The organism is Microbacterium pullorum (assembly GCF_014836535.1).
Classification (GTDB): domain Bacteria; phylum Actinomycetota; class Actinomycetes; order Actinomycetales; family Microbacteriaceae; genus Microbacterium; species Microbacterium pullorum.
This window is the reverse complement of the sequence record NZ_JACSQP010000004.1, coordinates 372,788-398,632: the sequence shown is the minus strand read 5'-3', so window position 1 is coordinate 398,632 and position 25,845 is coordinate 372,788. Positions and strand designations below refer to the sequence as shown.

Genomic DNA, 25,845 nt, shown 5'->3' with positions numbered 1-25,845 from the left:
GTCAGCCCTCGCTGGCCGCCAGCTGGCCAGCCGCGTCGTCGACGGTGACCTCGCCGATCAGCAGCTGCTGACCCAGCCGGTGGAGCAGGTCGAGCGTCTCGGCCGACAGTGCCGTGTGCAGCAGGGGCTTCGAACCCGGCAGCTCCGTCACGATGTCCTGCGCGGACTGGATGTCGGTGTCGAGCTCGATCGTGGTGTTCGAGGTGATCTGGCCTCCGGCGATCGAGTACGCCGAGAGCGCATCGCGGTCGACAGTCGCGCGGATCCAGTCGACGCCCAGGTCGACCTTGTCTTCGTTCAAGATCCCGTAGCCGATGCCGCCCTCAACGGGGAGCGCCAGCTCGGTGCCGTCGTTGATGGTGACGGGCATCATGAAGCCAAGGTCGTCACCGAGGAACTCATCGAACTGCTTCCAGTGTGCGATGCCACTGGTCAGGCCGATCACCATAGCGGCTTCTCCAGCTGAGAACAGGTCGAACGAGTCGTTGAACATCGCGGTTGAGTTCGCGCCGTCGTTGTACCAGCCGTCGCTGGCGGTCTGCGCCCACAGCTCCAGCATTTGGCGCGAATGCTCGCTCTCCCAGTCGCGAGTGCCGTCGATCCACGCGTCGTACTCTTCGGGAGTGAACAGGCCCGAGGCCAGCCCCGACATGAAGAACTCGATTCCGAGGCCCTCCTTGTTGCCGAGCGCAAAGCACGAAGAGTCCGTGCCTGATGCGACGGCGTTGCACACCTCAGCGAGTTCGTCCCACGTGGTCGGCGGGCTGTCGGCGTCGAGGCCCGCCTCGGCGAAGATCGCCTTGTTGTAATAGATCGGGAAGCCCTGCAGGAACATCGGTGCCGAATACGTCTCACCCGCGCTCTCGAAGGCCGGCCATCCGGCGAGCTGATCCCGCAGATCGGCGAGTTCATCGGTCACAGGGACGAGCATGTCGGCGCGCGACTTGAGCTGTGTGCCGCCGTTGAACAGCGCCAGATCGGGTCCGGTGCCCGCTTCGATCGCCGTGCCGAGAAGTGTGTAGTACTGGTCGAAGGGCTGTGCGACGATTTCGACTTCTACGCCGGGGTGCAACTCGTTGAAGGCGGCGATCACATCTTCCTGATACTGCGTGGCAGCGTCGTCAGAGTTACCCCAGTTCCAGATGGTCAGCGTCCCGGTCTCTCCTCCGCCGTCACCTTCGCTCGGCGTCGGGCTGGCGGCGCCGCCGCACCCGGCGAGTACGAGTGTGGCCCCCAGTCCCAGGGCGGCTACGCCTATTGTCCGCTTCATTGCGATCCCTTTCATCGGTGAGCTTTGAACACTCAGCCCGCCTCAGTCGGGTGGCGCGGCGCTGCGTTCATTGTGGGTTTCAGGAAATGTACTACGTATCATGTCGTACGGCAATCGCGGGGGCATCACTGCCACCCGGCAGCCCCCGCCGCGATCGGAATCGGTGCGGCGCGCGCGGTCAGACCTCGTCGGAGCGCGCGGTGCGGCGGCGCTCCCACGAGGCCGCAATGTGCGTGCGCATTGCCGTGGCGGCGGCATGTTCGTCCCCGGCGACGATTGCGTCCAGGATCTGCTGATGCTCCTCGACGGTGAGGCGGTGTGCTTCGGGGGTGGCGATCCGGAACCGGGCAGAGTTCTCGCGTGCCTCATCCACCAGGCGCTGTGCGATACCGCGCGCGATGATGTGACCCGACATCTTCATGACGACCTCATGAAAGGCGATGTCCTCGTCGCCGAAGCGCGTGGGATCCTCCATCGCCGCGTGCATCCGCGCCATTGCTGCGTGGAGGTCCTCGACGGCACTTTCGGTACGTCGCTCTGCGGCGTCACGCGCCATCACCGACTCGAGCTCGGCGCGCAGCACCGCGACTTCGTCGAGGACGCCGAGCGTTGCGTCGTTCTCGATCAATGTCGAGAGCACGACGTGGTCGAGGATGTTCCACGACCTCTGCGCGGTGACTTCGGTGCCACGCCCCTGGACGACCCGCACCATCCCCTTCTCCTCGATCCGCTTGATCGATTCGCGGATGACGGTGCGGCTCACGCCGAACAGGTTCGACAGCTCGGACTCGGTGGGCAGGAGGTCACCCGGGGCGACCTCCCCTGTCACGATCGCCGCGACGAGGTCATGGACGACGACCACGCCGAGTCGTTTTGCGGGCGTACGTGCACCCTCCCCGAGAACGCGGGTCGGGGGCGTCGAGTCGAGCGTCATGCGCCGCAGTCTACCGGGGGGTTGCCATGACGACGCGGAATCATATGATGTATGTTCAATTGGACGTGAACATATCGAGGTTGACATGAAGATCACGGGATACCGCACCCTTGCGGCCCATCACGAGTGGCAGCGCGCGATCGGCGACGCCAACGGGCACATCGTCGACGCCATCACCACGGTGCCGGTGGTCGTCATCGAGACGGACGAGGGAGTCGAGGGCGTCGGCATCGGCTCACACGCCGACCTCGATCGCCTTTTCCCTGCAATCGAAGGGGAAGACCCGCGTGCGGTCTCGTCTCTGTTCGATCGCATGCTGGCACAGGTGTTCAAGTCTGGGCACGGCGGGGCGACCTACGGCGGCCTGGCCACCTTCGATGCCGCACTGTGGGACTTGAAAGCCAAGATCGCCGGCGAACCGCTGTGGCGGCTGCTCGGTGGCCGAGATCGATTCGTCCCCGGCTACGCGTCGGGTCTCGACATCGCTTTGCCCGATGACCAGCTCGCAGCGTTCTACGCGTCATTCGCGCAGCGGGGATTCGTCGCCGGCAAACTCAAGGGCGGCCTCGACATCGACGCCGACCTTCGCCGTCTGCAGATCATTCACGACGTGTTCGCGGAGAACACGTCGCGCCCAGGTCTGATGCTGGACTCGAACGAATCCTGGAACCTGAAGCAGGCCGTTCGCTATGTGCGTGAGCTCGAGCGCCGATTCGATCTCATCTGGGTGGAAGAACCTCTGCGCCGTTGGGATGCGGCAGGGCATGCCCGCCTGAGCAGCGCGATCCGTGCGGCAGTGGCCACCGGGGAGAATCTCACCGGCGTCGAGCAGTTCCGCAGCCTCTTTGACGCAGGTGCCCCCGACATCGTGCAATCCGGCGCGATCTGGGGCGTATCTCACGCTCACCGCCTCGCCCTCGCATCCGCAGCGCGCGACCTGCCGTTCAGTTTGGTGGGCTACAACGCGAACCCGGCCGCGGCCCATGTGATGGCCGCCATCCCCAACCATTTGACCACCGAGGTGCAAGAGCTCTCCTTCGCCCCCGGGGTGAACGTCGACCATGAGTTCGCAGATGGGGGCATCATCCTCTCGGACGCGCCCGGCGCCGGCATCACCGTTGACGAGAAAGCCATTCATGCTGCGCGGACCGGCGACGGTTGGCGAGACCCCGTCGGGCCGCACATGCGGCCGTTGCGCGCCGGGCTGCGCATCGTTCTCGACGGTGTTGAGCGCTGAAGTCGAGCGCTGAAGTCGAACGCTGAGAAGGAGACACTCCATGGAGATCCGCCCCGGACTACATCGCATCCAGGCGCCCCTGGGCGAGCGCTTCGTCGCGCTCTACCTGCTCGAAGGCGAGCACTCGGCACTACTCGTCGACACGGGCATCCGCGAGAGCATCACCGGCACTCTGCTCCCGTACCTCGCACAGCAGGGGATTGCTCCTGAGAAGCTCGCCTGGGCGATCAACACCCATTGCGACTTCGATCACACCGGCGGCAACGGAGCGTTGAAGACCGCGCTTGCGCACGTACAGATCCTCGCCCATCTCGATGATCAGCCGCTCGTCGAGAATGTGCAGCGTCTGATTGACGAGCGATACGGGGAGTTTCGAGCCTCGGACGGGTTCGACGACCCGGCCGAGACGACGAGCTACCTGCGATCGGTGACCGACCTGGTGCCGATCGACCGCGCACTGACCGGCGGCGAGGTGTTCGATCTTGGCGGTCGAGAGGTGACCGTGATGCACGTGCCCGGGCACAGCCCCGGCCACGTTGCGGTGCACGACCCCGCCAACCGCGCCCTGATGATCGGGGATGCGACGCTGGGGCGCACCGTGCCCTTCGCAGACGGATCCCCGGCTTTCCCGCCCACCTATCGCGACACCACGCCCTATCTCGACAGCATCCGCGCCTTTCGTGACGTCGACGCCGACCTGCTGCTCACCGCCCACTACCCGGTGCACGAGGGAACCGGCGTCGAGGATTTCCTCGCCGAGTCAGAGGATTACGTCGCCGAGATCGATGCCATCATCACCGACGCCCTCGTCGCGGCAGGTGCTCCGCTGACCGCGCTCGAGGTGGTGCGTCAGGCGGGTAAGAAGCTGGGCCCGTGGAGCGCCGGCGCGCTGGACTATTCGATCTTTCCCGTCACCGGAAATCTCGAGCGTCTGCGGGAACGCGGCGTCTTGACGAGTACGACGGACGATGGCGGCCGACGCCGCTGGAGCATGACATGAGTGGCAAGGTGCGCCTGGGAGCCGTCGGTGCCGGATGGTGGGCGACGAGCAACCACTTCCCGATCTTCGCGGCGAGGGAGGACGTCGAGCTCGTCGGGGTGTGCGGGATCGGCCCCGAGCTCGAGCGTGTCCGCGAGCAGTTCGGTTTCGGGATGGCCACCGAGAACTACGATGAACTCCTCGCTCAGGATCTCGATGCCGTGGTCATCACGACCCCGCATGACCTCCACTACGCACAGGCGGTGCAGGCGATCGAGCGAGGGCTCCACGTGCTCGTCGAGAAGCCGGTGACGCTCTCTGCCGAACAGGGATGGGACCTCGAGCGCCGCGTGCGCGAACGGGGCGTGGTCTTCCTCGCGCCCTATGGCTGGAATTACAAACCGTTCACGGTCGAGGCCAAAAGACTGGTGGATGCCGGGCACATCGGGCAGGTGCAGTACGCCCTGTGCCACATGGCGTCGCCGACGCTGGGCCTGTTCGCCGGCGACACCAATCACATTCGGCGGCTGTGGGACTCGCAGACATCCGGCCCCGACCCGCGCACGTGGCAGACGCCTTCCAAGGGCGGCGGATACGCGCACGGGCAGATCACTCATTCGAGTGCCTTGTTGTTCTGGTTGTTCGATGATCTGCGCGCCGAAACCGTGACGGCCAAAGTCTCGACCGCCGGCTCTGCCGTGGACCTCTACGACGCAGCCGTGGTCGGTTTCAGCGGCGGTGCACTGGGCACCGTGTCGGGGGCAGCCTCACTCCCGGACGGCAGCAGCTACCAGGTCGACATCCGGGTCTTCGGGTCAGAGGGCGTGCTGCTGCTCGACACCGAGCGCGAACGCGTGAGCGTGCGCCGCCACGACGGCCAGGAGTGGAACATCGACATCCCCGAGGGGGCAGGCGAGTACGAGTGCATCGAGCCGCCGAACCGCTTCATCGATCTGATCCTCGGCAGGAGTACAGAGAACAACTCGACGGCGGACGTCGCCGCCCGATCGATCGAACTCATCGACGCCATGCTGCGCAGCAGCGCGGCCGGAGGCACCGAGATCGCGGTGCAGAACAAGGAACCTGTGTCATGACCGGATCCCACGCCGCCGTACTCGAGGGCTACACCGTCCTCGACTGTTCGATCGCCATGGCGGGTCCGTTCGCCGCGCAGCGCCTGGGCGACCTGGGCGCCGACGTGATCAAGGTGGAGCCGACTGTCGGCGAATGGCAGAGGTTCGCAGCCGCGGGTGGCGCACAGGGCAACGAGATCAACGTCTCTTTCCTCTCCCTCAACCGCAACAAGCGGTCCGTCGCCCTCGATCTCAAGAGCGACGGCGGCCGGGAGGCGCTGCTCGAACTGGTGCGAAGCGCCGACGTCTTCCTGCAGAACTATCGTCCGGGTGTCGCTGCGCGCCTCGGCGTGGACTACGAATCGCTGCGCGCTGTCAATCCTTCGCTCGTCTATGTCTCTATCTCGGGGTACGGCGAGGACGGGCCCTATCGCGACCGGCCCGGCCAGGACCTGCTTCTGCAAGCGATGTCGGGCGCGATGTTCTCGGCGGGCCGCGACGGCGACGAGCCCACACCCGCCGGCCAGTATCTCGCCGACGCCATCACCGCATCGACCGCGTTCGAGGGAGTGCTCGCGGCGCTCCTTCACCGCGAGCGCACGGGTGAGGGGCAACTCGTCACCGTGAACATGCTCGACGCCCTCACGACTCTGCAGATGCAGGAGCTGTCGGTGTTCACCATCGGCGGCAAGGCACAGCAACGCTCGGGCCAACCGCACGCGCACGTCTTCATTCGCGCTCCATATGGGGTGTTCGCCACGAGCGACGGGTATCTCGCGCTGGCATTCGCCGATCTGCGTCAGCTGGGACCGCTCATCGGCGAGCCCATGTTCGAGGGGTGGAGCAGCGAAGTCGAGGGCTGGACCCGTCGCGACGAGGTGCACGCGCTCACCGCGGCCAAGCTGAGCGAAAAGGCCACCGCGCATTGGCTCGATGTGCTGGGGTCGGCCGGTATCTGGGTGGGTCCGGTGCTCGACTACGCCGACCTCGTGGCAGACCCTCAGATCGCACACAACGGCACGTTCATCGAGTACGACCACCCGACCGAGGGCCGAGTGAAGACGCCTGGGTTCCCGTACCGCTTCTCGGCCACACCCCCGCAGATCTACCGCGGTGCTCCGCTCGTGGGAGAGCACACGCGTGAGGTACTCGCGCAGGCGGGACTCACGACCGAGCGCATCGATCAGCTTCTCGACACCGGTGCCGCCGTCGGGATGCCGGTTCCCGTGGAGCCGTGATGGCCCGCTACCGAGGCCTCACGTGGGATCACCCGCGCGGCAGACTGGCCCTCGAGAGAGCCGCCGCCGGCGCGATCACCGCCACCGGCGAGCCGCTCATCGAGTGGGACGTGCAGTCGCTCGAAGGTTTCGAGTCGGCGCCCATCGCCGCGACCGCGGCCCGGTACGACGTGATCGTGCTCGACCATCCGCACCTCGGCGAGGCGCTTGCGCAGGACTCACTGCAACCGTTGGACGAGCTGTTCGACCCGCACTGGCTCGCCGGCCTCGACGAGGCGTCGGTGGGACCGAGCATCGAGTCCTACCGTATGGCGAATCGACTGTGGGCACTGCCCCTGGATGCGGCCACCCAGGTCGCCGTTCGCGCACCGGAGCGTGTGACCCGGTCGCCGCAGAGCTGGCAGGACGTCGACAGGCTCGCGGATGAGGTCCCCGTAGCACTGAGCCTCGCGGGCCCTCATGCCTTCCTCTCGTTCGCGTCGCTGTGCGCGGCGATGGGGGCGCCCGGCAGCGTGGACCCCGGGAGCGGATTCGTCCACCGCTCGACCGGGATCGCCGCGCTCGAGCTGCTGCGGGGGATCGCCGAACGCATGCCGAAGGGCACGACTGCGCAGAACCCGATCGGTCTGCTCGAGCGGATGCGCACGGAGCGTGACATCGCCTACATCCCGTTGATCTACGGGTACGTCACGTATGCGACCGGACAGGACCCGCTCGTGTTCGACGACGCGCCGGCAGGGCCGGACGGCCACCGCGGCTCGACGATCGGTGGCACCGGCTTCGCGCTCTCGGCGCGTCGTGAGATGGGCGACGATCTTCTCACGCATCTGCGTGGCCTGCTCGAGCCGGATGCGCAGCGGTCATTCATCCCGCAGCACGCAGGTCAGCCGTCGCGCCGGGACGCATGGACCGACCCCACGGTCAATGCTGCGGCCGGAAACTTCTACCGCCGAACACTCGCCACCATCGAGAGCGCATGGGTGCGTCCCCGCGTCGACGGATTCATCGCGTTCCAGTCCGCTGCCTCCGCACTGGTGCGGGCTGCCATTCTCGGTGACGCCGACCCTGACCACACGCTCTCTCACCTCGACGTGGAGTTCGACCGCCTGGGCGCCTCGTCTCCCGCTGAAAGGACAATCGCATGAACACCTCGCCAAACGAGAACATCGGCTACGACGTCGAGGGCGCGGTCGCCACGATCACCCTCAGCCGCCCCGCGAAGCTCAACGCGGTGACCCCTGAGATGTCCGATGCCCTCGTCGAGCTGATCGAGGGGGCCGATGCCGCCGACGAGATCCGCGCGATCGTCGTGACCGGCGCCGGGGAACGTTCGTTCTGCGCAGGCTCGGACATCGGCACGCTCGACAAGTACGCCACGCCGTGGGAGTTTCGCAATCGCACCGACTACTGCGATGCGATCCGCGCCGCACGCAAGCCGGTGATCGCGGCCGTGAACGGCTTCGCCTTCGGAGGGGGTCTCGAGACGGCGATGAGCTGCGATATCCGCATCGCGTCGCGAACGGCGTCGTTCGCCGCCCCCGAGATCAAGCTCGGCTGGATCGGCGGCGGCGGAATGGCGGCGTTCCTGTCTCAGGCGGCAGGCTCGTCCAACGCGGCTCTGATGCTGATGACGGGGAATCCGATCGACGCGGAAACCGCGCTGCGCTGGGGGCTCGTGTCAGAGCTCACCGAACCCGGCGATCTCGTGGGTCGTGCGCAGCAGATCGCCGCCATCATCGCCCAGCATCCGCCGATCGCCGCCGAGACGGCGAAAGCCAACCTGCGTGCGGCCGTCAACATGCCGCAGGAGCAGGCCATCGGCTACGAGCGTGACCTGCAGACCGTCGCCTTCGCCACCGAAGACGCCGCCGAGGGGCGCACCGCCTTCGCCGAGAAGCGCGTCGGCGTCTTTCACCGCCGCTGAATCCGAGGACCTCCCATGACCACTTCCTGGCCGCCCGTGCCTTCTGTCCTCCTCCCCGCCGACGCGCGGAACGCATGCCTCGTCGGTCGCGTTCGTCTTCCCGAAGGCCCCGCAGTCGTGGCCTGCCGTGGCGGCCGCCTGATCGACATCACCGCGACGTTCCCCACGATGCGCACGCTCACTGAGAACGAGCTCCCCGCTGCTGCCGTGGCCGCCGCATCCGGACCCGACGTCGGGTCGTTCGAAGAGATTGCCGCGAACACTCCGCCCGACACGCGCAACGCGGCTCTTCCCTGGCTGCTGTCGCCGATCGACCTGCACGTGGTGAAGGCCGCCGGCGTCACTTTTCCGGTGTCGATGCTCGAGCGGGTGATCGAAGAGCGAGCGCGCGGCGACAAGAGCGCCGCCGCCGCCATCCGTACGGAGATCGACGCCACCATCGGTGGATCGATTGACTCCTTGCGGCCCGGCTCTGCGGAGGCGATGGCACTGAAAGAGCTGCTGATCGCGAAGGGATGGTGGAGCCAATACCTCGAGGTGGGGATCGGACCGGACGCCGAGCTGTTCACCAAGGCCCCGGTGCTCGCGACCGTCGGCACCGCCGTCGACGTCGGCGTGGCCTCAGCGTCGCAGTGGAGCAACCCCGAGCCTGAAGTGGTGCTGTGCGTGTCGTCGCGCGGTGCCATCGTGGGCGCAATGCTCGGCAACGACGTCAACCTGCGCGACATCGAGGGACGCAGCGCGCTGCTGCTCGGCGAGGCGAAAGACAACAACGCCTCGGCGTCAGCGGGCCCGCTGCTGCGACTCTTCGACGACGGCTACACCCTCGACGATGTACGCCTCGCCGTCGTGAGTCTCGACGTCGAAGGCATGGATGGGTTCACTATGCATGCCGAGAGCGCGATGGCTCAGATCAGTCGCGACCCGGTCGACCTCGTCGCTCAGGCCATCGGGCGCCGGCACCAGTACCCCGACGGTTTCGTGCTGTACCTCGGCACGATGTTGGCACCCGTCGAAGACCGCGGCGAACCCGGCCGCGGGTTCACCCACCACACCGATGACGTCGTGCGCATCTCGGAGCCCCGCCTCGGGTCCCTCGTCAACCGTGTCCGCTCCTCGGAAGAGGTAGCGCCCTGGGTCTCGGGGATCGACGACCTGTATCGCAGTCTCGCCCGCCGCGGCTACTTGCGCTGACCACTGTCCTGACATCAGAGATGAAGGATCACACGTGCTGACCTCCACCGACCCCCGCACATCGACTGCGCGAGACACCGGTATCGAACCGACGTCGGATCACGGCGCCGACGAGTGCGTCCACGCCACCGACGCCGCGTTCGCTGTCCTCGCGCGTCACGATCGCCTGTGGCGCGCGGGTCTGCTCGATGCGCTCGCCGACGGTCTCATGGGCCGCGCCGCCGACCTGGCCACCATCGCTGATCGCGAAACCGGGCTGGGCGAGGGGCGGCTGACCGGTGAGATCGCGCGCTCCGCGTTCCAGTTCCGACTGTTCGCGCAGGCGCTGCGTGACGGTGGGTACCTCGAAGCGGCCATCGACCACGCCGGCGACACCGAGCTCGGGCCGGCTCCCGAGCTTCGTCGCATCCTCGTCCCGCTCGGCGTCGTGGCGGTGTTCGGCTCGAGCAACTTCCCCTTCGCGTTCTCCGTGGCCGGCGGGGATGTCGCGTCCGCGCTCGCGGCCGGCAACACCGTGGTCGTCAAGGCGCACAGCTCTCATCTCGAGACCTCGGCGGCGACGTTCTCGGTGCTCGTTGCGGCGGCTACCGCGTATGGAGCTCCCGAGGGTCTCCTCGGCATCGTGTACGGCACGGCGTCGGGCCGCGCTTTGGTCGCGCACCCGCGGGTACGAGCGGCTGGATTCACCGGGTCGCTCTCTGCTGCCCAGGCCCTCATGGCGGTCATCGACCAACGCAGCGAACCCATCCCGTTCTTCGGAGAACTGTCCAGCCTCAATCCCCTCGTGATCACGCGCGCCGCGGCCGCCGCGCGCGCGGACGAGATCGCCGCGGGACTCTTCGGCTCATTCACACTCGGTTCGGGACAGTTCTGCACGAAACCGGGACTCGCGTTCGTCCCGACCGGAGCAGACGGCGATCGTGTGGTGGACGGTCTCGTCGGTCGTGCCGCTGTCGCCTCAGCGCAGACGCTGCTCAATGACCGGATTGCGTCGTCATTCGACGAGACCAGTTCGCGGCTCGAATCCCAGCAGGGGGTGGGTCTGCTCGCGCGCGGCAGCATGGATGGCGACGGGATCCGCGCCACACCGACGGTTCTCGCGGTCGCCGCGGCAGATCTCACGAGCGCTGTCGCCGAGGAGGCGTTCGGTCCGCTCATGGTCGTCGTACGCTACGACTCCCTCGACGAGGTCGCATCGGCCCTGGCATCGGTGCCGGGTTCGCTCACCGCCACCATTCACGCAGAGCCTGACGAGGATGCCGCGTCCCGGCGCCTTGTGGCGGATCTGTCGCCGCTCGTCGGCCGGATCGTCTTCAACGGCTATCCCACCGGGGTTCGTGTGTCGTGGGCACAGCATCACGGTGGGCCCTGGCCTGCGACGAACTCCGCGCATACGTCGGTCGGGGTGACGGCGATCCGTCGCTTCCTGCGGCCGATCGCGTTCCAAGACGCTCCCCAGTCCGTCCTGCCGCCTGAGCTTCGGGACGGGGCGTCCACGGTGCCGCGTCGCATCGATGGAAGACTCGAGCTGCCTTGAGGCGGCTCGCCCGCTGCGCCGCCCGTGCCCGCGACGGGAGTGTCTGAGCCAGCGTTCCCTGGCAGATCTGGCCCGGCGTCTTATGGCAGGATGACATATATTCATACGACGTATTAGGTTTGGGGGGAAGGTTCGACGATGAACCGACGCACAGCAGGCGATCTCGCGTTGACCGAGGTCGGCATCGGCGCCGCTCAGTTCGGCAACCTGTATCGCGAGACGACGGACGAGGCGTCGACGGCCGCGGTCGATGCGGCGTGGGTCGCCGGCGTGCGGTACTTCGACACGGCACCCCACTACGGACTGGGTCTCTCAGAGCGGCGGCTGGGCGACGCTTTGCAGGGCAAGCCACGGGATGAGTTCGTGATCTCGACCAAGGTAGGGCGCCTGCTCGTCCCCAACCCCGGCGGGGAGGGCGCGTTCGATGGAGACTTCCTGGTCCCCGCGACCACCCGACGCGAGTGGGATCTGAGCCGTGACGGCATCCGCCGCTCCCTCCACGACAGCCTTGAACGCCTGGGACTCGACCGGGTCGACGTGTTGTACCTGCACGACCCCGATGAGCATGAGCAGCAGGCTCTCTCCGAAGCGCTGCCGGCGATGATCGAGCTGCGAGACGAGGGCGTCGTGAAGGCGGTCGGCGCCGGGATGAACCAGTCGGCGATGCTCGCGCGATTCGCGGAGCGCCTCGACATCGACATCGTCATGCTGGCGGGTCGCTACACCCTGCTCGAGCAGGGCGCGCTCGATGATCTGCTCCCTGCCGCGCAGGCGAACGGCGTGTCAGTGGTCGCGGCGGCTATCTACAACTCGGGCTTGCTCGCGACTGCGCGCATCCGTCCTGACGCGCACTACAACTACGGCGCTGTACCGCGCGAGCTGCTCGAGCGCACGGGCCGGATCGCAGAGCTGTGCGATGACTTCGGCATCACGATCCCCGACGCAGCGGTGGCCTTTCCCCTCCGGCACCCCGCGGTCGCGTCCGTCGTGATCGGCACTCGCACCGAGCGCCACGTCTCCGAGGCCGCAGCGCGGCACCGCACGGAGGTTCCCGAGGAGTTCTGGTCGACTCTCGTGCAGCACGGCCTGCTCGACGAGCGGGCGGAGGTTGCTCACCATGGTTGAGAGCACCGACGATCAGGTCATCGACGCGCACCAGCACATCTGGTCACTGACACGGGCCGCCTACCCGTGGATGAGCCCTGATGACGCCACCTTGGCGCGAGACCACACAATCGAAGACGCCGTGCAGCAGCTGGACGACGTGGGGATCGCGGGGACGATCCTTGTGCAGTCGGCCGACAACGCCGCCGACAGCGAGGTCATGTTCGAAGCCGCGGCCGTCAGTTCCCGTGTGCGGGGAGTCGTCGCGTGGGTGCCCCTCGATGATCCTCGCCACGCCGACGAGCTTCTGAAGCAATGGGAGAACGAGTCGGCGTTCTGCGGCATCCGTGCACTTATCCATACCCGCGACGACCCGAGCTGGCTCGCCACGCCTGAGGTGGATTCAGTACTCGGCATGCTTGCGGACCGCGACCTCCCACTGGACATCATCGCCCCAGGTCACGGCCGCCTGAAGGCGGCCATCGACATGGGCGAGCGCCATCGGAATCTGCGGATGGTCATCGACCACCTCGGTCACCCGCCGATTCGTGAAGACGACGCGGGAAGATGGCGCGCCCTCATGACCGAGGTCGCAGCGAACCCCGCCACGCACGCGAAAGTCTCGGGCCTGTATCCGACGACAGGGCCCATGGACAGGTGGACCGTTGACGACATCGCTCCGGCCATACACGCAGGAATCGAGATGTTCGGGCCGCAGCGGCTGATGTACGGCGGCGACTGGCCGATCAGCACGCTCGCCGGCGGCTACGAGCGGGTGTGGAGCGCGCTGGACGGCGTGTTCGGCTCCCTCGACGAGAGCGAACGCGCGCGGATCCGCGCCGGGACGGCAACTGATTTCTACCGATTGCGCACCACCGCATCACCCCTCGAGAGGAAAACAAGATGAAACTCGCACGCTACGGCGCCCCCGGCGAAGAGCGACCCGTCGTCATCCACGGAGAGTCGACATTTGCACTGGATGCTTTGACGAGCGATCTGGACGGTACCTTCTTCGAGTCGGGCGGCATCGACCGCGTGCGCGCGGCGCTCGCCACCGGCGACCTCTCCGAGATAGATATGACAGGTCAGCGCATCGGGGCGCCCATCGCACTGCCGGGGAAGATCGTGTGCATCGGACTCAACTACAGCGATCATGCTGCCGAGACGGGGGCGGCGATCCCTGCTGAGCCCGTCGTGTTCATGAAGGACCCCTCGACGGTCATCGGGCCGTTCGACGAGGTTCTCGTGCCGCGTGCATCGGTGAAGACCGACTGGGAAGTCGAGCTCGGCGTCGTGATCGGCACCGAGGCGCGCTATCTTGCATCGCCCGACGAGGCACTCGCGCACGTCGCCGGGTACGCAGTCTCGCATGACGTGAGCGAGCGTGAGTTCCAGCTCGAGCGCGGCGGCCAGTGGGACAAAGGAAAGAGCTGCGAGACTTTCAACCCGCTGGGACCCTGGCTGGTCACCTCCGATGAGATCCCCGACCCGCAGCAGCTGCGGATGACGCTCGACGTCAACGGGGTGCGTCGCCAGGACGGCACGACCGCGAACATGATCTTCTCCGTCGCTCATGCGATCTGGTACCTCAGCCAGTTCATGGTGCTGCGACCCGGCGACCTCATCAACACCGGAACCCCCGCGGGGGTCGCGCTCGGCATCGAGGGCAACCCGTACCTTCGTGCGGGGGATGTGGTCGAGTTGGCGATCGAGGGCCTGGGCGCCGCACGACAGAAAGTGGGTCAGGCATGAGCGCCGAGCTGGACGGGTTGGTTGCCGTTGTCACGGGCGGGGCGTCGGGCATCGGTTTCGCAACAGCGAGCCAGCTGCGCGAACGGGGTGCGAATGTCGCGGTGCTCGACCGCGCGATCGACACGATCCCCACGGGCGCCGTCGGGATCGTGTGCGACGTGGGCGTCCGCGCGAGCGTGGATTCAGCGATCGATGAGGTCGCCAGACAACTGGGCGGCATCGACATCGTGGTCAACAACGTCGGCATCAGTTCGATCGGAACCATCGAGGACGCAGACGATGACGAGTGGGCGCGCGTGCTCGACATCAACGTCATCAGCATGGCGCGCGTCACGGCAGCCGCGCTGCCGTGGCTACGTCGCTCACCGGCCGCATCGGTGATCAACCTCTCGTCGGTAGCAGCCCTCAACGGGCTGCCTCAACGGGCCGTGTACAGCGCCACCAAGGGTGCGGTGATGTCTCTGACGTTCGCGATGGCCGCTGACCACATCGCGGACGGCATTCGGATCAACTGCGTGCGGCCGGCGACGGTGGCCACGGCATTCGTCGAGCGGATGCTGCAGAACTTCCCCGATCCGGCCGCCGAGCGTGCGGCTCTGGATGCACGGCAGGCCACCGGTCGCATGGTCACCCCGGAAGAGGTGGCCGATGCCATCGCCTTTCTCGCGTCGCCTCGCTCGGGCTCGATCACCGGCACGGCGCTGGACATCGATGGCGGAATGACGCACCTGCGGCCGCGGGCGGTGCAGCAGACGCACTAAGCGCGGACGCGACCCCGCAGATAGGGCGGGCGGCTGGGCCGGTCCGCGCCTGGCCAGAGATTGATGGCGAAGACAGAAGGAATCGGCCGGTCAGCGGTGTACTCTACCCGCTGTACCGATCGCCGGCGAGGATGACCTCGACCTGCCGGCGCACGGCTGCGACCACCTCGGCGACACTCGTCTGCGGGTCGGATGCCGAAGCCATCGTGACCACGAGGCCCGACGAGATCACCCGGGCCAGCACCGTGGCATCCGCTTCACTGCGCCCCGCGCGCGCGACGATCAACGCCGCGACGTCGCGTTCGGTCTCGTCGACGATGCGCAGCGCTTCGGCGTGATGCGGCTCGGTGGCATCGCCGAAGACCATCTCCCGCAGGTAGGTGCGCCCATTGTCGACATGGGTGCGGTTGCAGGCCACGATCGGCGCGAGGACGGCGAGAACACCGTCCACTGCACCCGTGGTCTCCGCCGCCGCCGCGCGCCCTTCTTCGAGGGCGCGCAGGTAGTGAGCGTTCTGCACGAGAAGCAGCAGCTCACCCTTGGTCTTCGCGTAGAGAAAGAGCGTTCCGGTTCCGATGTCGGCGGCGTCGGCGATCTGCTGGGTCGTGACGTCGTCGATCCCGCGCTCGGCGAACAGGGCGCCGGCCGCGGCGACGATGCGCTCCCGCTTCTCTTGCTTGTTGCGCTCGCGGCGCCCGACGCGGGGTGATGCCACCGACATGCTCATCCTCCCGGGGAACTCCATGACTGACCTCGGTTATGAGCGTAGTCACTGCACGGGTGGGTGTGTGCGTTCAGCTTGTCGCTTCCACCGATACGCCTGAAATGTCATACACGAAGACGCGTGACGGCGGCCTGAGCGGACATCACGCCGTGACGAAGGACAGCCGCAGGATCACGCCGTCGGCGGCGACGGAGAGTCGCCTGCGCGGACACCAGCGTTCCCGGGGGAAGCGCGTGGCGACCCAGCCGCGTCGACCCGCCCAGGATCACGGCGATCTCCGGCCTGATGCCGACAGTGACCGCTCCGCACTGGATGCCGTAAGACACCGTCGTGTGCGCCTGGTCGACCATCACGTTCAGCGCCTCGATGCGCTGCCCGTGCGTGTCGGCGGTCACGACATCGTCGCCGCCGAAGGTCACCGGGGTCCGCGCGGCGACGTGGTGTGCTCTCCTGGGCGAAAGAAGCCCAGGTACCAGCACCCGAGCAATCCGCCGATGCCATGCAATCCGACGCCGTCGAGGGAGTCATCGAATCCCCGCTTGCACTTGAGTCCGATCGCCAGGCAGCACACCGCCCCGCGATGACACCCAGCAGGATCGCCCAGATCGGGTCGAGTGCAGCGCACGCGGGAGTGATGGCGACGAGGCCTGACCCGGCACCGACCGAGGTGGCTCTGCCGTCCTTGATCTTCTCGACGACCACCCACCCGAGGATCGCCGCGGCGCCCGCGAAGCGAATGGCACGGCATGTCAGGACCGGGCGAGACCCTGCCCATCCCTCTGCGTCAGCGGACGGGGATGTCGACCCGGACCGGCCCGGGCACATCGCGCGCCTCAACGTGCACGACGATCGACTCGACTCCCGCGTAGACACGAGCGCCGGAGCGCCCCACCGCAGCCGAGAGGTCGACGGCCGCGGCATCCACCGGCAGCGTCACGGCGGTGCCGACCGGCGCGTCGACGAAGGCGTGCGCGACGAAACCGGCCTCGGCCGAGCCGGTCCGCGTCCACCGTACCCACGGCTCGTCCGACGGCTGCGCGATCGCGGCATCCAGCACCCGCGATCCGAAGATCGCGTCGCCGTGCGCCGCGTTGAACGCGCCGAGGCCTTCGAGGGTCGCACGCTGCAGTGGAGTGACTTCACCGGCCGCCGTCGGGCCGATGTTCAGCAGGAAGTTCCCACCGCGCGCCACGACATCGACGAAGTGATGCACCGCGCCCGCGGCATCCAGGGAGTTCGACTCGTCCTCGATCTGGTTGTGACCGAACGAGAAGCCGACGCCGCGGCAGTTCTCCCACATGCCGGTCTCCTGCTCGCGACCCTGCTCGTATTCGCTCGTGCGGAAGTCCCAGTGCGTTTCGCCCCACCGGTCGTTCGCGACGCCCTCGGGACGGGCCCGGTAGAACCGCCGGAACAGCTCGGCCATGCTCTTCTCGCCGTCCGGCTTGCCTGCGTCGGGCCACTCAATGTCACCCCAGAGCACCTCGGGGTTGTACTTCTCGATGAGGTCGGCGACGTGCTCGAACGCGTAGTCCGCGTACGCCTTGTCGAGCGGACGGTGCGCGTCGTCGATGACGCTCGTAATCGGCGGCTGGCCACCGACGTGCCAGTCGAGCCCACCGGAGTAGTAGATGCCGAAGCGGATGCCGGCACGCTCGGCGGCATCCCGGAATTCGCCCACGATGTCGCGCTTGGGTCCCCGCGCGACGGTGTTGCGGTCACCGGTGCCCGGGGCGTCCCAGAGTGTCACGCCGTCGTGGTGCTTCGTGGTGGGCACGAAGTAGCGCGCGCCGGTGCGGGCGACGAGCGCCATGATCTCGTCAGCGTCGAATGACTCGGCCTTCCACGCGTCGAGGAACGCGTCGTAGTCGGCGCCGTCGTAGACCTCGCGCTGATGTTCCTGCGCCGGGCTCCCCTCGATGCGGATCGTGTTGTAGTACCACTCCGCGTAAGGGTTGTGCTTCTGCCACGTCTCCTTGTCGATCGTGCCGAGGGCACCGATCGGCTCGGCCCAGGCGGGCACGGAGTACGGCCCCCAGTGCACGAAGATGCCGAGCTTCGCGTCCTTGAACCATTCCGGGGTCTCCCGCCTGAATCCCTCGTAGGCCTCGGGTCGCTTCGGTTCGGCGGTGAACATAGCCATGCGGTCGTTCCTTTCGTGGATGGTGGTGATGCCACTCAGCGACCGCCGAGTCCGGAGGTTACGATTCCCCGGACGAGGTGCCGCTGCAGCACAATGAGGAGGATGGTCGTCGGCAGCATCGAGATGACGGATGCCGCCATGATGAGATGCCACTGAGTGCCCTGCTGGCCGAAGAACTGCTGCAGGCCGAGTGGAATCGTCCCGAGCGCCGAAACGTCGTTGACGACGATGAGCGGCCACAGGAACGAGTTCCAGTAGGTGATGAACGTGAAGACCGCGAGCACGGCGAGCGTCGGCCGCGCGAGCGGGAACATCACGCGCCAGAAGGTCCCGAAAGTGCCGGCCCCGTCTATGCGCGCGGCATCCTCCAACTCCTGGGGCACCGACAGGAAGAACTGCCGCAGCAGGAAGGCGCCGAGCGCCGTGAACGCCCATGGGACGATGAGCGCCGCATAGCTGTTCACCCAGCCGAGCTCGCGCATGAGCACGAACGACGGCACGATGATGACCTCCTGCGGGAGCATCATCGTCGCGAGGAACACCGCGAACGTCGCGCCGCGACCGCGCCACTTCAGCCGGGCGAACGCGTACCCGGAGAGTGCGGATGCCGCGAGTGTGATCGCCGTGCCGAAGACTGCGACGAGCATGCCGTTGACGAGGTACCGACCGAAGGCGGCGTACTCGAAGACCTCGACGTAGTTGCCCCACTCGATCGACGAGCCGAACAGCGAGGGCGGCGTCGAGAAGATCTCGTTGGCCGGCTTGAGCGACGTCGCGACCATGTAGATGAGCGGCAAGACGAACAGGAGTGCCACCAGGCACAGAAGCATGTAGCCAATGGCCGACCGCACCTTCCGACGGGTGCGGTGCCCGCTCGGGGCGGACCGGCGGTGCACGCCCTGCGCGCGCTTCGGGACGACGATGACGTCAGTCATAGTGCACCCACTTCTTCTGGCCGATGAACTGCACGGCGGTGACGCCGAGGATGATCACGAACAGCACGAACGCCGCCGCTGAGGCGAGCCCGAGTTGCTGGAACGTGAAGCCCTGGTTGTAGATGAACTGGACGAGGGTGATCGTCGCGTTGCCGGGACCACCCTTGGTCATGATGTACGGCTGGATGAAGACCTGGAACGAGGTGATCAGCGTCATCGTCGAGGCGAAGAACACCGACGGTGAGATGAGCGGAAGCGTCACCTTCCAGAACGTGGTCCACGCGTTCGCGCCGTCGAGCTGCGCAGCCTCGAGCTGGCTCTCCGGCACCGAGTCGAGCGCCGACGAGAAGACGATCATGTTGTAGCCGAAGCCTTGCCACACGCTCATCACGACGATCGCGATCATGGCCCACTGCTGGTCCTGGAGGAAGTTCGGCGTCTCGATGCCGAACAGCGCTTGCGATGTTCCGTCGATCGCGCCGCCGGGTTGGTAGAGCATGCGCCACACGACCGCGTTCGCGACGATCGGTGTCACGGTGGGCAGGAAGAACAGCACGCGGAAGATCTGCCGGTGTTTGATCTTCGGGCTGAGCCACGCCGCCATGCCAAGCGACACGATGAGGTTCAACGGCACGTAGAGCACCACGAACAACAGGGTGTTGCCCATCGCGACCCGGAAGGTCTCGTCGGCGAGAAGTTGCGTGAAGTTCTCAAGACCGATGAAGGTCGGCGACCCGATCATCGGCCAGATGTGCAGGCTCATCACAAGTGCGATGGCGATCGGGACGATCGTGAACAGGGCGAGGCCTGCGCTGTGGGGGGCGACGAAGCCGTATCCCCACAGGCTCCGCCGCGCCCGGGCCGGGCGCCCTCGTCCCACCGCTGCCGCGGGAGACGAGGGCGCCGGCGTGGCGGCTTCCCGGTCGATGAGGTCGGTCACGGGTACCTCCGGATCAGCCGAGCTGGTCCGACATTGTGGCGAGCACCTCGACTGCCGGCTGGTCGCCGTTCAGCATCTGCGCGCCGTACTGCGCGAGCAGCAGGTTGAGCTGGTCGCCCTGCGCGCTGCCGGGCAACGGGATGGCCGATTCGAGCGCGGCGCTCATCGCGACGTCGACACCGTCGACGCGCGCGTTGTCGTACCAGAGCTGCTGTTCGGCGGTGCGTGCGGGGAACGCGCGGCCGTCGGATGCCAGTGTGCTGAGCACGTCCGGCGAGGTCATCGCTCCGATCGCCTCAAGCGCAGCCTCAGGATCGGCGCACGTGCTGGAGATACCGAAGCCGGAGCCGGCCGAGAACGTCGGCCCGCCGCCGGGGCCGGCCGGGATCGTCGTAATGCCGAGCTCGAAGTCGGTTTTCGCGTTCACGTCGAGGACCTGCCAGGGGCCTGCGACCATGCCCGCGGCGGTGCCGTTCGCGAACGCGTTGTCGTCCGCAGTGGAGTCGGCACCGTCGGCGCGCGTCGCGTACCCCTGTTCGACGAGGCTCGCAAGCCACTCGACCGCCGATGCGAAGTCGGGGTCGTCAACTGCGATTTCGCCGTCCTCGCTGATGATCGACGCCCCGTTGTACGCGAGCGCGCTCGCCTCGAGGTAGAGGTCCTCGACGCTCGACGCGTGGGCGATCTGGTCGTTTGCAGCGAGCTGCTCGGCGGCAGCCTCGAAGTCGTCGACAGTCCACCCCGGCTCGGGCTCAGCGACACCGGCATCCGCGTACGCGTCCTTGTTGTAGAAGTACACGAGGGGGCCGGTGTCGTAGGGCAGTGCGTACTGCTGACCGTCGAACGCCATCGCCTCGAGTGCGCCCTCGTCGAAGGCGTCGATATCGATGTCGCTGTCCGCGATGAGGTCATTGAGCGGCAGCAGCCCGTCGGTGAACTGGTTGAGCCGCAGGCTCTGCATCGAGACGATGCACGGGGCGCTCGACGTGCCGAGCTGCGTCGACAGCTTGGTCCAGTAATCTGCGAACGGCGCACCCTGAAGGGTGACGTCGACACCGGCCGCTTCTGCGCCGGCGGCTGCGACGGCGTCCCATGCCTGCTGGTCTTCGGTCGACCCGATCCACATTGACCAGATCAGGTCGCCGTCGCCGCCGGAACCGGAGGCACCGCACCCGGTGAGGGCGAGCGCGCCGCCGACGGTGACGGCGAGTGCTGCGGAACGTGCTCTCATGACATCTCCTTTGATGAATGGGCGAGGGACTGGTTCAGGCACTCGCCGCCCCGATCCAATCATCCGATGTTTAAAGTGTCAAATCTCTAGAAACGTCAAAAACAGCCCCTGCGTGATCACAATGATCCGATGCCTACGCGGGCCGGAGGCGCAGTCCGGCCATCCCTCCGTCGACCTCGAGGATCGTGCCGGTCGTCGATCCGGCGCGCGGGCTCGCCAGGTACGCGACAGCGTCGGCAATCTCGTCCGCGTGCACAAGCCGGCCGTGCGGCTGCCGCGCTTCGAGCGCGGCGCGCTCTGCGACAGGGTCGGGCGCGCTGTCGAGCAGCCGCGTCACCCACGGCGTCTCGGCAGTGCCAGGGCTCACGCCGGCGACCCGGATCCCCTCCCTGATGTGATCGGCCGCCATCTGGAGCGTCAGCGATGCCATCGCCCCCTTGGTCGCGCCGTACAGGGCGCGCTGCTGGAGCCCCGCGCCTGCGGCGATGGAGCACATGTTGACTATCGCTGCATGGGCGGACCCGCGAAGCCACGGCAGCGCGGCCCGCGACACGCGCACAGCACCCAGCACATTAATATCGAACACCCGGTGCCATTCCTCATCAGAATTCGCCTCGACACTCCCCTGTGCGCCGATACCGGCGTTGTTCACGACCACGTCGATGCCGCCGAAGCGCTCCGCGACCTCGGCGACAGCGGCGCGCACCGCCGCATCGTCACCGACGTCGACCCGGTACTGGTCGTGGCCGCTTGGCTCGGCCAGGTCGAATACGGCGACGCGCGCGCCGTCCTCACGGAGGCGTGCGGCGATCGCGGCGCCGATACCTGAGGCTCCGCCGGTGACGATGGCCGCGAGGCCGTCGAAGGCACTCATCGGACGGCCTGCCGCTGCCGGCCGAGCCCGTCGATCTCGAGTTCGACGACGTCACCAGATGCCAGATATGGGAAGCGCCCCGACAGTGCGACGCCCTCGGGCGTCCCGGTGAGGACGAGGTCGCCGGGCTCGAGGACGAGGAACTGGCTCAGTCGGTAGAGGATCTCGTCCACGCCGAAGATCATGTCGGCTGTCGACGAATCCTGTCGGGGTTCGCCGTTCACCCAGCTGCGCACGCGCAGCATCCCGGCATCCACTTCGTCGGTCGTGACGAGGAACGGGCCGACCGGTGAGAACCCGGCGAACGATTTGCCCTTGCTCCACTGACCGAGCGAGCGCTCGATCTGCCACTCGCGTTCGGAGAGATCGTTCGCGACGACGTAGCCGGCGATGTGCGCACGCGCGGCGGCAGGCGAGTCCAGGTAGCTGGTCCGCTGTCCGATCACCACGCCGAGCTCGACTTCCCAGTCGGTCTTGACACTGCTGGGCGGAAGGGCGACGTCGTCGAACGGGCCGGCGATCGTATTGGCGGTCTTCAGGAAGACGACGAGGTCCTCCGGCGGCGCCGACCCTGACTCGGCCGCGTGCGCGGCATAGTTCATGCCGATGCAGATGATCGACGACGGTCGCGCGATCGCGGCACCGTACCGCACATCACCTCCCCGCACCTCGGGAAGCTCGCCCGCCGCGAGTGCCGCGGAGACGGCATCCGTCCCACTCTCGAGGAACGTGCCGACGATGTCGGGCGTGATACCGCGAAGGTCGAACAGCTGGTCGCCGTGCAGGACGACGGGGATCTCTTTGCCGGCAGCGCCGACCCGGGCGAAACGCATGCGTCTCCTTCGAACATCCGAACTTTAGCCGCCGAGAAATGTGGCTTGCGTGAACACGCTACCATTTGACGGCCAAGACATCGGATGTTTATCGTGGGCCCAGGAGGACCAATGACGACCATCACCTCGCTGGAGACAGCGGACATCCGCTTCCCCACATCGCTCAGCCTCGACGGTTCCGATGCGATGAATCCCGACCCCGACTACTCGGCCGCGTACGTGGTCATCCGAACCGACGCCGGCGACGGGCTGGAGGGGCACGCATTCGCGTTCACTATCGGCCGCGGTAACGACGTTCAGGTCGCCGCGATCGACGCCCTCCGGCCGCATCTCGAAGGGCTCGAGCTCGAACCGCTCCTCGACGACATGGGCGCGACGTGGCGCCTACTCGCGCACGACTCGCAGTTGCGCTGGCTCGGCCCCGAGAAGGGCGTGATGCACATGGCGATCGGCGCCGCTCTCAACGCGCTGTGGGATCTGAAGGCGAAGCGGGCAGGGATGCCCCTGTGGCAAGTCCTCTCCCGGATGAGCCCCGAGCAGATCGCCGACCTCGTCGACTACCGCTACCTCAGCGACGCGCTCACACGTGACGAGGCGATCAAGATCCTCCGGGCTGCGGAACCCGGCCGCGCCGCACGCGAGGCGGAGCTGCTCCGTCACGGGTACCCCGGGTACACGACGAGCCCGGGCTGGCTCGGCTACTCCGACGAAAAGCTCGAGCGGTTGTGCCGCGAAGCGGTCGCCGACGGCTTCGCGCAGATCAAGCTCAAGGTGGGCACTTCCCTCGAGGACGACATTCGCCGGCTCGCCATCGCGCGCCGCACCGTCGGCCCGGACTTCCCCATCGCCATCGACGCGAACCAGCGGTGGGGCGTCACCGAGGCAGTCCGCTGGATCGGGGCGCTCGCTGAGTTCGACCTCGCCTGGGTCGAAGAGCCAACGAGCCCCGATGACATCCTCGGGCACGCGGCGATCGCGAAGGCCATCGCACCGATCCCGGTCGCGACCGGCGAGCACGTCCACAACCGCGTCATGTTCAAGCAGTTCCTGCAGGCAGACGCCCTCCAGGTCATGCAAATCGACGCGACGCGCGTCGGTGGTGTCAGCGAGAATATCGCGCACCTCCTCCTCGCCGCGAAATTCGGGGTGCGGGTCTGCCCGCACGCCGGCGGAGTCGGGCTGTGCGAGGCGGTGCAGCACCTGTCGATGTTCGACTTCGTCGCCGTCTCGGGGAGCATGGAGGGGCGCATGATCGAGTTCGTGGACCACCTCCACAAGCACTTCGTCGTGCCCACCGTGATCACGGACGGCCGCTACGTCACGCCGACCGCCCCGGGCGCCGGCACCGAGATGCACGCGGCATCCATCGAGCAATACCGCTGGCACGCGACGGGACCGGTCGCATGATCGAACGACTCGGCTTCGGTGCCGCCTCGATCGGCAACCTCTACCGCGAGGTCTCGGACGACGATGCGCGGGCCGTGCTGGATGCTGCGTGGGACGCCGGCATCCGCTCGTTCGACACCGCACCGCACTACGGCCTGGGCCTCAGCGAACAGCGTCTCGGTGCTCTCTTGCAGGGCAAGCCGCGCGAGGGTTTCCAACTGTCGACGAAGGTCGGGCGCCTCCTGGAGCCGAACCCCGACTTCAGCGGCGGGATGGACGCCGCGAACGGGTTCGCCGTCCCAGACCGGCTCGTGCGCCGCTTCGACCCGAGCCTCGCCGGTGTCGAGCGGAGCCTCGCGGAGTCGCTCGAGCGGCTCGGACTCGATCGAATAGACACCCTGTTTCTGCACGACCCCGACGTGTACGACCTCGACGAAGGCCTGCGCCTCGGATTGCCGGCGCTGGCGACGCTGCGCGAGCGCGGCCTCGTCGACCGCATCGGCGTCGGCGTCAACAGTGTGGATGCGGCAGTGAGGGCGGTGCGCGAGGGCGACCTCGACGTCGTAATGATCGCCGGCAGGTACACCCTGCTGGAGCAACCCGCCCGCGACGAACTCCTCCCCCTCTGCGAGTCGCAAGGTGTCGCGGTGATTGCCGTCGCCGTCTTCAACTCGGGACTGCTCGCCGCCGCCGACCCGCGCACCGCGCACTACGACTACGGCGACGTGCCAGCCGAGCTGATCGAGCGCACCGAGGCGCTCCGCGCCGGGTGCGCACGCCACGGCGTCGCGCTTCCCGCCGCGGCTATCCAATACCCGCTGCGGCACGTGGCGGTCGAGCAGGTCGTGGTCGGGACCGCGCGCGTCTCGTCGCTGCAGGCGAACGTCGAGCATCTGCGCACGCCGATCCCGTCCGCGCTATGGGACGACCTCGCAGCGGAGGGCCTCATCCCCTGAGTCGATAGACGCGGCTCGCCGTCCCGGCGGCGACCTGGGGCCAGCCGGTTCCGGCCGCTACTCGCACGAGGTCGATCCACTGGGCTGTCGAGACACCGGCGTCGGCACCGGTGCTGACGGGCCAGTCGCTGCCGAACATGGCGCGCTCCGTGCCAAAGGCTTCCAGCGTCGCTTCGAGGAACGCGGGTGCATGCGCGGTGAAGGATGCCGCGTCCGCGGCCTCGGCGCGGAGCCCGGAGAGCTTCACCGTCACGTTGTCGCATGCAGCGACCGAACGGATGCCGCGGAGCCACCTCTTCCCCGCCGCCGAGTCGAGCCCATCGGTGACGGGCGGCTTGCCGCAGTGGTCGAGCACTATCGCGGTCTCGGGGGCGACGGTGGCCAGCGCCGCGACGGCCGGAAGCTGCTGCCAGGTCACGCAGGCGTCAAACGTCACGTCGCCGAGCAACCCGAGACCGGGTGCGCACGCCGCGATCGCGGCATCCGTTCGGTTCTGCAGCAAGTCGCGCACACCGCGCACGAGCGGGCGGAGGCGAAGTTCAGCGAGATCTGAAGGGAGCGTGCCAGCGGTCAGGTCGACGTCAGCGACGATGCCGATGAGGCCGTCCCAACCGAGCGAGGTGGCCCAGTCGACCTCCGCGAGCGGGGTGGCGGCCATGTCGGCTTCGACGAACACGCGGGCCGAGATGCGGTCATCGCCGTCCAGGTCGCGCGGGAGGCGTGGACCCGCGAGCGGGCTGCCCTCGACCCAGGGGACCGGGAGGACCGCGGGGTCCCAGATATGGACGTGGGCGTCGATGACCGCGACGGGCATGTGTCG

Annotated in this window: 25 protein-coding genes and 1 pseudogene; 14 read left to right on the top strand and 12 right to left on the bottom strand. The window is 67.4% G+C overall.

Features of this window, described 5'->3' with window-relative positions; translation table 11 throughout:
- Position 1: 1 nt before the first annotated feature.
- Entirely contained in the window at positions 2-1,270 is a 1,269-nt protein-coding gene (locus tag H9651_RS08800; RefSeq protein WP_191718901.1) for an ABC transporter substrate-binding protein, read from the bottom strand.
- 178 nt (positions 1,271-1,448) lie between these two features.
- On the bottom strand, positions 1,449-2,204 hold the full coding sequence (locus H9651_RS08795) for a FadR/GntR family transcriptional regulator (protein WP_191718900.1): 756 nt from the start codon (positions 2,202-2,204) through the stop codon (positions 1,449-1,451).
- Between the two features lie 85 nt (positions 2,205-2,289).
- Here H9651_RS08795 and H9651_RS08790 point away from each other — a divergent pair, with 85 nt between their 5' ends.
- The 12 genes from H9651_RS08790 (at position 2,290) to H9651_RS08735 (ending at position 15,003) form a co-directional block, all read left to right on the top strand.
- Positions 2,290-3,441: a mandelate racemase/muconate lactonizing enzyme family protein gene (locus H9651_RS08790; RefSeq protein ID WP_191718899.1), complete on the top strand. Its 1,152-nt coding sequence runs from the start codon at positions 2,290-2,292 to the stop codon at positions 3,439-3,441.
- Positions 3,442-3,481: 40 nt separating this feature from the next.
- The gene (locus H9651_RS08785) at positions 3,482-4,441 is read left to right on the top strand and encodes an MBL fold metallo-hydrolase (protein ID WP_191718898.1); all 960 of its coding nucleotides are present in this window, start codon (positions 3,482-3,484) and stop codon (positions 4,439-4,441) included.
- Entirely contained in the window at positions 4,438-5,514 is a 1,077-nt protein-coding gene (locus H9651_RS08780; RefSeq protein WP_191718897.1) for a Gfo/Idh/MocA family protein, read from the top strand. Before H9651_RS08785 ends, H9651_RS08780 begins: the two co-directional genes overlap by 4 nt.
- A complete protein-coding gene (locus tag H9651_RS08775) occupies positions 5,511-6,731 on the top strand; it encodes a CaiB/BaiF CoA transferase family protein (protein WP_191718896.1) in 1,221 nt (406 codons plus the stop codon). Before H9651_RS08780 ends, H9651_RS08775 begins: the two co-directional genes overlap by 4 nt.
- On the top strand, positions 6,731-7,876 hold the full coding sequence (locus H9651_RS08770) for a type 2 periplasmic-binding domain-containing protein (RefSeq protein WP_191718895.1): 1,146 nt from the start codon (positions 6,731-6,733) through the stop codon (positions 7,874-7,876). Before H9651_RS08775 ends, H9651_RS08770 begins: the two co-directional genes overlap by 1 nt.
- Positions 7,873-8,655: an enoyl-CoA hydratase/isomerase family protein gene (locus H9651_RS08765; RefSeq protein WP_191718894.1), complete on the top strand. Its 783-nt coding sequence runs from the start codon at positions 7,873-7,875 to the stop codon at positions 8,653-8,655. The genes H9651_RS08770 and H9651_RS08765 overlap by 4 nt, the downstream gene beginning before the upstream one ends.
- A 15-nt stretch (positions 8,656-8,670) precedes the next feature.
- Positions 8,671-9,849 (top strand): fumarylacetoacetate hydrolase family protein, encoded by a 1,179-nt coding sequence (locus H9651_RS08760; protein WP_191718893.1) that lies wholly within the window; start codon positions 8,671-8,673, stop codon positions 9,847-9,849.
- Between the two features lie 34 nt (positions 9,850-9,883).
- Positions 9,884-11,386, top strand: a complete 1,503-nt coding sequence (locus H9651_RS08755; protein ID WP_191718892.1) for an aldehyde dehydrogenase (NADP(+)) — start codon at positions 9,884-9,886, stop codon at positions 11,384-11,386.
- Between the two features lie 138 nt (positions 11,387-11,524).
- Positions 11,525-12,511, top strand: coding sequence for an aldo/keto reductase (locus H9651_RS08750; protein WP_191718891.1), 987 nt, complete (start codon positions 11,525-11,527; stop codon positions 12,509-12,511).
- Positions 12,504-13,397, top strand: coding sequence for an amidohydrolase family protein (locus tag H9651_RS08745; RefSeq protein ID WP_191718890.1), 894 nt, complete (start codon positions 12,504-12,506; stop codon positions 13,395-13,397). The genes H9651_RS08750 and H9651_RS08745 overlap by 8 nt, the downstream gene beginning before the upstream one ends.
- Positions 13,394-14,242, top strand: coding sequence for a fumarylacetoacetate hydrolase family protein (locus H9651_RS08740; RefSeq protein ID WP_191718889.1), 849 nt, complete (start codon positions 13,394-13,396; stop codon positions 14,240-14,242). Before H9651_RS08745 ends, H9651_RS08740 begins: the two co-directional genes overlap by 4 nt.
- The gene (locus H9651_RS08735) at positions 14,239-15,003 is read left to right on the top strand and encodes an SDR family NAD(P)-dependent oxidoreductase (protein WP_191718888.1); all 765 of its coding nucleotides are present in this window, start codon (positions 14,239-14,241) and stop codon (positions 15,001-15,003) included. Before H9651_RS08740 ends, H9651_RS08735 begins: the two co-directional genes overlap by 4 nt.
- A 103-nt stretch (positions 15,004-15,106) precedes the next feature.
- Here the strand turns inward: H9651_RS08735 and H9651_RS08730 are convergent, their stop codons facing one another.
- The 9 genes and pseudogenes from H9651_RS08730 to H9651_RS08690 form a co-directional block, all read right to left on the bottom strand.
- A complete protein-coding gene (locus tag H9651_RS08730) occupies positions 15,107-15,724 on the bottom strand; it encodes a TetR/AcrR family transcriptional regulator (protein ID WP_191718887.1) in 618 nt (205 codons plus the stop codon).
- A 107-nt stretch (positions 15,725-15,831) separates the two neighbouring features.
- A complete protein-coding gene (locus H9651_RS08725) occupies positions 15,832-16,122 on the bottom strand; it encodes a hypothetical protein (RefSeq protein WP_191718886.1) in 291 nt (96 codons plus the stop codon).
- Positions 16,123-16,184: 62 nt separating this feature from the next.
- Positions 16,185-16,456: pseudogene (locus tag H9651_RS08720) on the bottom strand (ammonium transporter); the annotation flags it as partial.
- 55 nt (positions 16,457-16,511) lie between these two features.
- Positions 16,512-17,870, bottom strand: a complete 1,359-nt coding sequence (locus H9651_RS08715) for an alpha-L-fucosidase (RefSeq protein WP_191718885.1) — start codon at positions 17,868-17,870, stop codon at positions 16,512-16,514.
- Between the two features lie 35 nt (positions 17,871-17,905).
- Positions 17,906-18,805 carry a carbohydrate ABC transporter permease gene (locus tag H9651_RS08710; RefSeq protein ID WP_191718884.1) on the bottom strand — a complete coding sequence of 300 codons (900 nt, stop codon included), beginning with the start codon at positions 18,803-18,805 and terminating at the stop codon, positions 17,906-17,908.
- On the bottom strand, positions 18,798-19,745 hold the full coding sequence (locus H9651_RS08705) for a carbohydrate ABC transporter permease (RefSeq protein ID WP_318244819.1): 948 nt from the start codon (positions 19,743-19,745) through the stop codon (positions 18,798-18,800). The genes H9651_RS08710 and H9651_RS08705 overlap by 8 nt, the downstream gene beginning before the upstream one ends.
- Before the next feature lie 13 nt (positions 19,746-19,758).
- The gene (locus tag H9651_RS08700) at positions 19,759-20,976 is read right to left on the bottom strand and encodes an ABC transporter substrate-binding protein (RefSeq protein WP_225216519.1); all 1,218 of its coding nucleotides are present in this window, start codon (positions 20,974-20,976) and stop codon (positions 19,759-19,761) included.
- 133 nt (positions 20,977-21,109) lie between these two features.
- Complete coding sequence (locus tag H9651_RS08695) at positions 21,110-21,850, bottom strand: SDR family NAD(P)-dependent oxidoreductase (RefSeq protein WP_191718883.1); 741 nt, start codon at positions 21,848-21,850, stop codon at positions 21,110-21,112.
- Positions 21,847-22,683 carry a fumarylacetoacetate hydrolase family protein gene (locus H9651_RS08690; RefSeq protein WP_191718882.1) on the bottom strand — a complete coding sequence of 279 codons (837 nt, stop codon included), beginning with the start codon at positions 22,681-22,683 and terminating at the stop codon, positions 21,847-21,849. Before H9651_RS08690 ends, H9651_RS08695 begins: the two co-directional genes overlap by 4 nt.
- Positions 22,684-22,794: 111 nt before the next feature.
- On the opposite strand from H9651_RS08690, the gene H9651_RS08685 reads away from it, so the two are divergent.
- On the top strand, positions 22,795-24,090 hold the full coding sequence (locus H9651_RS08685) for an enolase C-terminal domain-like protein (RefSeq protein ID WP_191718881.1): 1,296 nt from the start codon (positions 22,795-22,797) through the stop codon (positions 24,088-24,090).
- A complete protein-coding gene (locus tag H9651_RS08680; protein ID WP_191718880.1) occupies positions 24,087-25,025 on the top strand; it encodes an aldo/keto reductase in 939 nt (312 codons plus the stop codon). The genes H9651_RS08685 and H9651_RS08680 overlap by 4 nt, the downstream gene beginning before the upstream one ends.
- Here H9651_RS08680 and H9651_RS08675 read toward each other — a convergent pair.
- Positions 25,015-25,839: an amidohydrolase family protein gene (locus H9651_RS08675; protein ID WP_191718879.1), complete on the bottom strand. Its 825-nt coding sequence runs from the start codon at positions 25,837-25,839 to the stop codon at positions 25,015-25,017. The two genes, H9651_RS08680 and H9651_RS08675, sit on opposite strands and share 11 nt — an antisense overlap.
- Positions 25,840-25,845 lie beyond the last annotated feature (6 nt).